Here is a 10,360-nt window from a genome sequence, read left to right on the forward strand (position 1 = left end):
GGCCTACCAGGTGTGCAAAACGCGAATCGACCCAGTGGAGGAAGCCCTAAAGAAGGCTTTGGACGGCGCCGGCGTCGACGCGAGCGCTGGACCGGTCAAGCTGTGACCGAGCCTATGTCCCCTTCATCAGCGGATCGTCGACAGGCGTCCGTCGACTTTTCCGGTGCCGGAGCACTCGCTCAGGAGCTCCGCAGACTGTGTGACCTGCGCAGCCAACCGCTCGTTCAACGACCTCCATCCGCGATGCTGCATCGGCCGAATCACGAGAACCCACGCGATACCGGCGCACGCGACACCGGCCACAAGCACCCAGTGCACCCATTCCATACCCGAAGCCCCACTCAAATTGTTTGGGCGCAGTGTGTGGGTTCCTGGCGGCGCCGGACATCCCCAAAATTGGGGAGGTCAGCAGGCTATCAGAACTACCGAACCGACGTTGCAGGAGAACTGAAGCTCGTCGCGTCGGGTCCGCGGACTGGCCTCGCAGGGCGGAAGACGCGAAGGGCGGAGCCCGTAGCGCCTTGTCCCCGCGCAAGCCGTGATTCAAGCTGGGTTCCCCGTCGACGCATTTCGTTCTTGCCCACGAGCCCGGGCGGAACGACACGAAGCCGATGCCCCGTTCCTTGAGCAGCCAAGAAACACGCCATCGACATGAAGTCATTTATAGAGCGCGTTGGGGCCTCTTCCCCTTCGTCGCTGGCTTGATACGCGTGCGGGGTGTTGTTTCGGCGGCAGCGTTCTCTACGGCGAGGTGCAGGGCTGCCCACGGGCTTTCGCCGTAGAAAGTCGTCTTGACGATCTGCAGAGCCTCCCTTGGGTGTCCGTCCCGCCCAGCCGCACGGGGAGCCGCGGGCGCCCTCGTCCGGTTTGATGCTTCCTGGAGAAACTCGGTGACGGACACTGCCGACGTAGCGGTTGAAGATGTGATCATCGTGAATAGCCTCAGTTGTTGAAAAAAAAATTGGTGGTGGCCATCGTCCGAAGTTCGGGGAGAGCACAGCGATAGGCCTCGCCACGATGGCCGATCCCCACGACGAAGACAGGCCATGCGGCGTCCTTGGCCGCTTGATGGTGTGCGCAGACCAGGGCGCCCCTCGCGCCGTGGGAGGCCTGCACTTCGCGCTAAGACGCCTCCGTTAGATCGCCCAGGGATTCACGACCGTCACACCCATGGCCTCGAAAGGCCCGGTGTCGCGTGTCGCTACCGCCTCGATACCACTGGACTGCGCAATCGCTGCGACCTGGGCGTCACCTATCGAGACACTGTGGCCGGCCCTGCGGGCCTTTTCCGTCAAGTGCACGCAGGCGCGAGCGGCAAATTCATCGAACGGCAGGCACGTGAACCTCGGGAGCAGACTATTGATGGCCTCCTCGAGTCGCAGCCGGCGAGCGCCGACATCCAGCCGTGCCGCGCCATCAAGCATCTCCATGGCGCTGACTGCGCTGATGCACACCTGATCGTTCGCCTGGCTGTCCAGCCAAGCAATCACGCTAGGATCGGGTCGAGGTTTGAGCGGTTCGGACAGGACGTTCGTGTCGAGCAGAATCATTCGAAGGACGCCGGTTCACCTTGCTCAGTCGAGCGCTTGAACAAAGCATCGATTTCCTCGTTTGTAGTGCCGTCACCCGCCGCTTCGACACTGGCGTGGAATTGGCGACCGATGGCCAGGAGCTGGCTGCCCAGTCTGGGCCCCCTCCTGCGAGCCGCATCCACCAGCAGCGATCGGGCGAAGCCTTCCACGCTGCGTCGACCGCCCTTCTGCGCGTCGGTCGCCATCACCTTAAGGGCCGCATGGGCGTCCTCGGGAATATCGCGAATGGTGATTGTGGACATTGCTATCATTTCTAATATTTGATAGCAATTGTACGCGTGTGCCTTCTCGGTCGCAAAGAGCGAGACATCGGGTTCGCTCGATAGGAGCGGGAGCTTGGCGCGCATTCGCTTGGCAAGCCCACGCTCGTCCAACTCACTGCGCCGCCGGTATGGGCGGGTTCGGTCGAAAGTCGGCCTACTACGACCAATCGATTTCTCATGAGCAAGGTCGCGTGTGCAGCGGTTGCTGTCCTTCCTGTCCGCTCGGGGAACTCACGCTGTAATTCCGATTACGGACATTCAGGTGCCCTGAATGATCGCAATCTCGACGACCGGTTCCAGGGTTGTGCCTAGCCTGCTCAAGCGGCCGGCGCCATCCCAGTATCGAAGACCAGTTGAGTTGGCCGTTGCCGTTACTCAGGCCGCCGGAGTGGCGGTCCGGGCCCACTCCGGCCATCCGCCCTCGACCGCCGAGCAACACCTATGCGAGCGACGGCGGTGGTTTGCACAGCAATCAGGAGCGCTTTGTCCCAACAAGGACGAACAGCATGGCCGCCGGCCTATCGCTCTTGTTGCGGCGGCCGACGTCATCGGCACCGCCAACGGCATGGTGGTGGGAGGTCGCAACGGAATGAGAATCTCTATGCGTCCGCCGGGCTGGGCTGCTTGGCGGCTGCCCGTGAACAGGCCACCAATCCGAGATATTCCGACATCGCTGCTGCGGCGCCGTCCGCATCACGCGCGTGCAGGCATGACAACACCTGCCAGCGCAACGGCGTCAGGGCCGGCGCCGCCGTGGTCAGTTGCTTGAAGAACGTGATGGCAGCCTCGGCGCGCCTGACCATGTCGCCCTCGGCGGCGTAACCGTCCAGCGCCCGCAGGTTCTGCTCGATGGCTTCGAAGTCCGCCGGCTGAGCTGCCTCGCAGGCCAGCCGCACGAGGCTGACATGCACGGCCGCACGCGCCTGCACCAGTTCGGCCTCAGAATCGTTGCCTTTCAGCGCCAGTGCCCGCAGCGACTGCGCCAGCATCATGTAAGCGCGTTGAAGCAACGCTTCCACTTTGGCACATCGCGATGCCGTTACGGGTGGGGGCGTCCATCCCATTGCTTTCGGAAAAGGCTACCCGACGCTCGCGGGTCAGCTATGACGTGACGCGCCCAGGGCGGCACGAAAGCGCAGCATCAAACTGGAGGCACGAGAACGGCCCGTGTCACGATGATGTCGTTCCCGCATCTGCTCGGTGCCGGCCGGGCACCCTCACCTTGGGGCGGCGTGAAACGGCACGATGCGCAGCGAAGAGCCGTCCTTGAAGTGGCACTCGATGCCGTCGCCGGTGCGCGCGACGCCCGCGAGTTGCTCGCCGCACTGCGCGGCCCGCGAGCCGGGCGCTGTCGCACTAACTTCGAAGCCGTCGGGCGTCGGGCTGAAGCGCAACGCGCTGCCGTCGGCGAACTGCGCTTCGACGACGTCCGAGTCCGGAGCCACCGCGTTCACGAGGCCTTCACGCACCTCCTCGGACGTGGTGTTTAGCGTGGCGGCCGGCGGCGGCAGGAACGCGGGGTCCGGGTAATCGAACTGGTTCTCGACCGACAGGCACGAGTACGAGAACGAGAGGCTCACGTCGAGCGCGGTGACTTGGTGCCACCAGCCGAGAGGCAGGAACATCGTCTCGCCCGGCTCAACCACCACCTCCAGCACCGTCGCCTCGGCGAAGGCAGGGAAGCGCACGGAGTCGGGACGCTCCAGGTCCACCTCGCTGAAGACGTGACGTGCGTTGTACAGGCGCGGCCATTCGAGTGGCGACACGAAGCGCCACCGCTTGCGGCCGACAACCTGCGTGTGGAAGAGCATCAGCGTGTCGTGGTGCAGCGGGGTCACCGTGCCCGCGGGGCCGAACCAGAACGACGAGCGTTCGGCGAGCTGCGCGCGGTCGGCCAGCGGCGGCAAGGTGCCGATGTCGTCGAGCAGCGACGCGAACTCCGGCCGGCGCAACACCTCGCTGTTGGCGGTGAGGTAATAGTCGTTGGTGACTCCGCCTTGCAGCACCTGGTCCACGAAGACGCCGAGGTTTACGCGTCGGCGCAGCAGCAACTTGTTCTCCTCGTAGGCGTCGTCGGCGTTGCGCTCGGCCTGGATGTCGACCTCCAGGTGGCCGAGGCGCCGCTTCAGGTCAGCGGGAGACCAGGTGCGCATGGCGGGCCAGTCGTGCGTGTGGCCGGTCAGCACGACCGGCCGGCAGCCGCGGACGTACCGCTCGGCGAACTCAGCCTCCGACAGCTCCGCGCGCTTGTCCACCGCGCGATAGTGCGGATCCGACGCCCACAGACGCTGCAGGTTGAGCGCCACGGCCTCCAGCTTGCGCTGGCGCTGCTGCACCGCCTGCGCGACCGCATACGCAGGATGGCGCTCGAGCGCCCCGATGGCGCGCCGCGCTGCCTCGCGCGCATGGCCGGCCTTCTCCATCACGTCGAGCAACGAGGCCACCGTGCAGCCGCGCAGCCGCTGTTCGACGATCCAGCGCTGCAAGGAGGCATCGAGCGGTACCCCAGCAACATCCACTTGGGGCCGCGGCGCGGGGGGCATTGGAAGGTTCATGACGCCAGTGTGCGCCACCTGCGCCTTTCGACACAGATGCGGTCGGCAGCCCACCCGCCGGATGGACCTGCGGCGTCACCGGTCGCAGCAACCCAGAATGGATCGTCGAGGCGGATGCCGGCGCGCCGGGTCAGCCCAATGTGCTCATGCAGTCTGGCTCCGGAACCTACCCGTGGTGCGTTCGCGCCGAAGCGGCCATGGCCGATGGTTTCGTCGAAGTTAGGTTGAAAGCAATCAAGGGCCGGGAGGATCAGGCCGCAGCCGGGCCAGCCACGGCGGAAATCCGTCTTGATCCCGTTGCCCCTCCCTTCGTCGGCGTGGCAGAACTGGCTCGGGGCCAGGCCGGCCGCAATGGGCGCACGGGAGCTGCCGCACCAGGCGCATGAAGCCTTCGTGCTGGATGGCGTTCTCCTTCGGCATCGCGAAGACCGGCTCGTTCGCAGATCGTTCGGGCCCGGCGTTGTCTATGAACGCTTGGCACCGGGAAGCAAGGCCTTTGCGGCTTCTATCCGCAAAGCCAGAGGCGCCGTCTCGTCGTTCATTACGCCTCTAAGAAAACGTACCGCATCGGCGTCCACTTGCTCGCACGTCCGCACTTCGGCCGGCGCGGGTACCTTCAAGGCAGCTGGTTCGCGAGACTCACCCCCTTCGATTGCACCAAGCTGGCTCAACGCGGCTTCGAACGCAACCTGTTGAATGGGCTCGAGCGCGCGCAGAAGCGTCGCCTGGCCTTCGCCGTTGGGAGGAAACTCCAGCCACGGCGTATCGGCAAACACCGATGCCAAATCGGGGGCGACGAAAGCCGACCAGCGATCCGGGCTGACCTCGACGGGCGGCGCAGCCGGGAATTTAGCTGTCTTGGTCATCAGACGTACGTGCGTCGACCCGACGTCTGACAAGTACCGTGCACGGAGGCCCTGCAGAAAGAGCTCGCCGGCACTCGGCGAAATCGGCGACGCCAGGGCGAACCACAGCTGCAGCCCGTCGACGCCCGAGACCGCGATGGCTGGGGGAGGAAGGCCGAGATCCGATTGGGCACCCTTCCAGACCGAAGAAAGCTGTCCCCAACCCGCGGGTAGCGCCAGCTCCAGCACCAAGGCTCGGATGCCACGCTGGCACCCTTCATGTCCGACGCCCGGGGCGGCGCCATCTGCGACGTTTACGCCCAGTCCATATAGACGATCAAGTTCGAACTGCAATTGGTTCATACCGACCATGCTAGTCGACGACGTTTTCGCACCGCATTTCTCGCAACCTGCCAGCGTCCACTGTCGCCATCGGAGCACTGCCCTGCAGCGGACCCGGTCATCCGGCTCGGCGCGTCGGACGCGCGGTATGTCGATTGCCGACCCGGTCCGTCCTCCTCGGCCGACGGGAATTTGAGTCATACCCAACCGCGCCCGGAAAATCTTCGATGCCAAGTCCTGTTTGGCGATGGCATGACAACAACTCCAACGGCGTGCGTTGATCGGGCGATGCGACCGATGACCGCCCGGTGTCGCGCAGGCAACTATTGACGATCAGCATCCCTATTGTTAGTTTACACGGCGCTCGAAGTATTCAACTAAGCTTCACTGGAGACAAGAATGGCCAGTCTCACGGAACACGAGCCCCACGCCAGGCACCAGACCAAGAAGGCCACGGCCAGCGGCTGGATAGGCTCGGCGCTGGAGTACTACGACTTCTTCATCTACGCCACGGCGGCGTCGCTGATTTTTCCGCAGATCTTCTTTCCCAAATCGGATCCCAAGGTCGCCATCATCGCCTCGCTCGCGACCTACGGGGTGGGCTACGTCGCGCGACCGGTCGGCGCCTTCTTTCTCGGGCATTGGGGCGACACGCACGGACGCAAGACGGTGCTGATCGTGTGCATGTTCCTGATGGGCTTCTCGACCGTGGCCGTCGGGCTGCTGCCTACCTATGACCAGGTCGGCTTGCTGGCACCGTTCCTGCTCGTCATCCTGCGCCTGATCCAAGGCTTCGCGGTGGCCGGCGAGATCTCCGGCGCCAGTTCGATGATCCTCGAGCACGCGCCCTTCGGGCGGCGCGGCTTCTACGCCAGCTTCACGCTGCAGGGCGTGCAGGCCGGCCAGATCATGGCCGCGGCCGTATTCCTGCCGCTGGCGCATTTCATGCCCGCGGATGCGTTCAACTCCTGGGGCTGGCGCATTCCTTTCCTGCTGAGCTTCATCGTCATCGTCGCCGGCTACATCATTCGCCGCGAGGTCGACGAGACGCCGGCCTTCACCGAGGAAGGTTCGCAGGGCGAGCTGCCCAAGATGCCGATCATCCAGGCCGTCAAGGAAAGCTGGAGGGACATGCTGCGGGTGATGTGCTGCTCCCTGATGAACGTCATTCCGGTGGTGACGACGATCTTCGGCGCCGCCTACGCCGTCCAGCCCGGCTATGGGATCGGCTTCGAGAAGGACGTCTACCTGTGGATCCCGGTTCTGGGCAACATCGTCGCCGTGCTGGTCATCCCGTTCGTCGGCAACCTGTCCGACAAGATCGGCCGCAAGCCACCGATCATCGTCGGCGCGCTCGCTTCGGGGCTGCTCTCGTTTGGCTACCTCTATGCGATCAGCATCCATAGCGTGCCGTTGGCGATCACGATGTCGATCTTGATGTGGGGCGTCGTCTACCAAGGCTACAACGCCATCTTCCCGAGCTTCTACCCCGAGATGTTCCCGACCCGCACTCGCGTCTCGGGCATGGCCATCTCCCAGAACCTTGGTACCCTCGTGAGTGCCCTGCTGCCGGCGCTCTTCGTCGCCGTGGCGCCGCCCGGAGCGCTCGACATCCCGTTCACGGTCGGTGCGATCACCTTCGGCATCACGGTCGTGGCCGCGATCGCGGCCTGGACTGCCCGGGAAACCTACCGGGTGCACATGAACGACCTCGGCAATGCGAATGCGGTACCTGTGCCCAAGGATGAATACGACCGGCTGCGGGCGCAGACCATCGCGGGCTCGAAATTGGCGAAGGCCTGAGACCTTCGTGGTGCCATCGGCCGGACGCCGATGGCATGCCGGGCCCGACTGGGGCCCTCCGATATCCCGATCGACCTGAAGAGGAGAATGCGATGTCCAGTGCCGCCAAGCCGGGCGACGAATTCATGATGCGCGCGGCACCGCGGCCAGCGCGGAGGCGGCAAGCCTGTCCTCGCGTTTCGAACGCGTGGCCGAACTCGCCTCGCAGCAGGTCCAGAGGACCTCCGCGAACGGATGAAGAAGTGTCGGCTGCCGGCTTGGCGTACAGCTCGGCTCGCAGGCATTGAAACATCGAGGAATCCATATGCACCGATCCATTGCAACGGTTTCGCTGTCGGGCACCCTGCGGCAGAAGCTGGAGGCCATCGCCGCCGCCGGCTTCGACGGCATCGAACTCTTCGAGAACGATTTCATCCACTTCAACGGTTCGCCGGCCGAACTGCGGCGGATGACCGAAGACCTGGGATTGACGATCGACCTGTATCAGCCGTTTCGCGATTTCGAAGGCATGCCCGCTGCCCAATTCGAGCGCAGTCTGGACCGTGCCGAGCGCAAGTTCGACCTGATGCAGGCCATGGGCGCGCCCTTGATGCTGTGCTGCTCGAACACTTCGCCGCTCGCCGTCGACGACCCGGGCCGGGCCGCATCGCAACTGCGAACCCTCGCCGAGCGCGCTGCCCTGCGCAACCTGCGCGTCGGCTTCGAGGCCTTGGCGTGGGGCCGCTTCACGTCGCTGTATGGCCAGGCATGGGACATCGTGCGCCGTGCCGACCATCCGCACCTGGGTTTGATCCTCGACAGCTTCCACACGCTGTCATTGAAGGACGATCCCCGGGGGATCGCCGAGATTCCCGGGCACAAGATCTTCTTCCTCCAGATGGCGGACGCCCCGCTGCTCGCCATGGATGTGCTGCAATGGGCGCGCCATCACCGGTCCTTTCCGGGCCAGGGCCAGTTGGACTGCGAGACCTTCTTCGAGAACGTCCTGCTGTCGGGCTACGCCGGACCGCTCTCGCTGGAGATATTCAACGACGTGTTCCGCGAGACGCCCAATCGCCGCACGGCGGTGGATGCCATGCGTTCGTTGCTCTATCTTGAAAGCCAGGTACGCGAGCGCTTTGCGATGCGGGCTTCCCAGGTCGACAGCAGGCCGGCCAAAGTGCTGGAGCGCGTCGAGCTTCTGAGTCCGCCGCCACTGCCGCAGCTCGAGGGGATCTCGTTCATCGAGTTCGCTGTAGACGGCCCATCGGCCGAGGCCTGGGGCCCTGTTCAAGCAGTTGGGATTTCGCCGTATCGGGCGCCACCGCTCCAAGGCGGTGGACCTCTACCGCCAGGGCGAAATCAACCTGATCGTCAATGCCCAACCGGGATCCTTTGCAAGCGAGCGATTCCAGATCCACGGCGCGTCTGTCTGTGCGCTGGGCATCGCGACCACCGATCCGCAGGGTGCGGTGGGCCGGGCGACTGCCATGCGGTCGAAGCGCTATGACGGCCCGCTCGGCCCCAACGAGATGCCGGTCCCGTCCATTGTTGCGCCCGGGGGCAACTTGATCTATTTCGTTCCTGCCGCCGACCGCCATCGCCTGTTCGAATCCGATTTTGCGCTGGAGCAAGGGACGCAGGACCCGGCCACCGGGGGCCCCGCCCTGCTGAACATCGATCACATCGCCTTGGGCCTGGGTCTGGACCAACTCGATACCTGGGTCCTGTTTTCGCGCGCCGTGCTGGGCCTGGAGATGGGCGAGAGCCTGGAGCTGGCCGATCCCTTCGGCCTGATTCGCAGCCGCGGCGTGGCGAATGCCCAGCGCAGCGTACGACTGGTCCTCAACGTCTCACTGAGCGAACGCACGCGGACGGCCCAAGCGGTGAGGCGGCGTGGCGCCGGATCCGTGCAGCACATTGCGCTGCGCAGCGACGACATCTTCGCTTCGGTGCAGCGCCTTCAGTCCAGCGGCGTGCGATTCGTGCCCATCTCACCGAACTACTACGATGATCTGCCCACGCGGCTGGAGCTCGACGATGCGCTGCTACAGCGGCTGCGCGCGGCCGGCATCCTTTTCGACCGCTCCCCGACGGGCGACTACCTGCACATCTACAGCGAGACCCTGGAAGAAGGCATCTTCTTCGAGATCATCCAACGCGTCGGTGGCTACGACGGTTATGGAGCCACCAATGCACCCGCACGGATGGCCTCACAGGCGCAGATGCCCATCACACAGGCGAGCGGATCGTGATCTGCTCGCTGGCCTTTTGAGCAGCAGGCGGCAGCCTGGTTCGACGGGGCTGAGCGGGTGACCGCGACGCACCCTTTGCGTGCGGCGACGACAGTCCTGGGTTGCATCACAAATGCCTCGGGCCGTCGCGGTTCCCGGTGGGTCGGGGCTCGTGGTACAAGTCGTGCGACATTCAAAGCAGTTCACTCATTCCGCCAACAAGAGCAGACCCCTCAACCGTCCGATACCGACCTCGCGCCGCCGCACCCATTCCTGATGGCTATGGAGTACCGAGCCTTGGCGGAGCTCGGCTTCTTCGTGATGTTCCGTCCCTTTTTCCCGCTGCTGCCGCGAGGCGACGGGCACGCGGTACTCATCGTTCCCGGCTTTGTCCAGGACGAGTTGGCGATCGCACCGCTGCAGAAGACACTGCAACGGCTGGGCTACCAGGCGCACACCTGGGAACAGGGCAGGAATCTCGGGCTCTCCAAAGGCGCGCTGGCGTCGTTGCGCGCCCAGGCGGAAGAATTGGCGCAACGCACGAAGACAAAGGTCAGCATCATCGGCTGGAGCCTGGGCGGCATCTTCGCACGCGCACTCGCCAACGAGATCCCCGATGCATTGCGTCTGGTCATCACGCTCGCATCGCCGTTCGGCCGATATCCTGGTGCGAGCAACATGCGCTGGCTCTACGAGCTCATGACCAGGAATCGTGTGGACGAAATCGACCACGACATGGTCCTGCGC

General features: G+C 64.6%; 7 protein-coding genes and 1 pseudogene. 3 read left to right on the forward strand and 5 right to left on the reverse strand.

Translation table 11 applies throughout. The annotated features are described in order from the left end of the window. Nucleotides 1-1,136: 1,136 nt before the first annotated feature. The 5 genes from AC1DY5_RS27805 to AC1DY5_RS27825 all read right to left on the reverse strand — a co-directional run bounded on the left by AC1DY5_RS27805 (nucleotide 1,137) and on the right by AC1DY5_RS27825 (nucleotide 5,618). Nucleotides 1,137-1,550, reverse strand: a complete 414-nt coding sequence (locus AC1DY5_RS27805) for a PIN domain-containing protein (protein WP_478116636.1) — start codon at nucleotides 1,548-1,550, stop codon at nucleotides 1,137-1,139. Further along, the gene (locus tag AC1DY5_RS27810) at nucleotides 1,547-1,834 is read right to left on the reverse strand and encodes a FitA-like ribbon-helix-helix domain-containing protein (protein WP_478116638.1); all 288 of its coding nucleotides are present in this window, start codon (nucleotides 1,832-1,834) and stop codon (nucleotides 1,547-1,549) included. Before AC1DY5_RS27810 ends, AC1DY5_RS27805 begins: the two co-directional genes overlap by 4 nt. A gap of 620 nt (nucleotides 1,835-2,454) precedes the next feature. Beyond that, nucleotides 2,455-2,847, reverse strand: a complete 393-nt coding sequence (locus tag AC1DY5_RS27815) for an FCD domain-containing protein (protein WP_478116639.1) — start codon at nucleotides 2,845-2,847, stop codon at nucleotides 2,455-2,457. A gap of 225 nt (nucleotides 2,848-3,072) precedes the next feature. Further along, a complete protein-coding gene (locus AC1DY5_RS27820) occupies nucleotides 3,073-4,341 on the reverse strand; it encodes a cupin-like domain-containing protein (RefSeq protein WP_478116640.1) in 1,269 nt (422 codons plus the stop codon). Between the two features lie 533 nt (nucleotides 4,342-4,874). Continuing rightward, complete coding sequence (locus tag AC1DY5_RS27825; RefSeq protein ID WP_478116642.1) at nucleotides 4,875-5,618, reverse strand: hypothetical protein; 744 nt, start codon at nucleotides 5,616-5,618, stop codon at nucleotides 4,875-4,877. A 378-nt stretch (nucleotides 5,619-5,996) separates the two neighbouring features. On the opposite strand from AC1DY5_RS27825, the gene AC1DY5_RS27830 reads away from it, so the two are divergent. From AC1DY5_RS27830 to AC1DY5_RS27840, 3 genes and pseudogenes are all read left to right on the forward strand, one after another. Then, a complete protein-coding gene (locus AC1DY5_RS27830; protein WP_478116644.1) occupies nucleotides 5,997-7,400 on the forward strand; it encodes an MFS transporter in 1,404 nt (467 codons plus the stop codon). Between the two features lie 304 nt (nucleotides 7,401-7,704). Beyond that, a pseudogene (locus AC1DY5_RS27835) lies at nucleotides 7,705-9,634 on the forward strand (bifunctional sugar phosphate isomerase/epimerase/4-hydroxyphenylpyruvate dioxygenase family protein). 276 nt (nucleotides 9,635-9,910) lie between these two features. Continuing rightward, nucleotides 9,911-10,360: esterase/lipase family protein (locus AC1DY5_RS27840; RefSeq protein ID WP_478116645.1), on the forward strand; the 450-nt coding region annotated here is incomplete at its 3' end.

This window comes from Variovorax sp. P4_D9, from assembly GCF_056401695.1.

What these genes read in the sequence shown, in the direction of transcription:
- AC1DY5_RS27805 (WP_478116636.1), bottom strand. Translation starts at nt 1,550, where the DNA reads ATGATTCTGCTCGACACGAACGTCCTGTCCGAACCGCTCAAACCTCGA.
- AC1DY5_RS27810 (WP_478116638.1), bottom strand. Translation starts at nt 1,834, where the DNA reads ATGTCCACAATCACCATTCGCGATATTCCCGAGGACGCCCATGCGGCC.
- AC1DY5_RS27815 (WP_478116639.1), bottom strand. Translation starts at nt 2,847, where the DNA reads ATGATGCTGGCGCAGTCGCTGCGGGCACTGGCGCTGAAAGGCAACGAT.
- AC1DY5_RS27825 (WP_478116642.1), bottom strand. Translation starts at nt 5,618, where the DNA reads ATGAACCAATTGCAGTTCGAACTTGATCGTCTATATGGACTGGGCGTA.
- AC1DY5_RS27830 (WP_478116644.1), top strand. Translation starts at nt 5,997, where the DNA reads ATGGCCAGTCTCACGGAACACGAGCCCCACGCCAGGCACCAGACCAAG.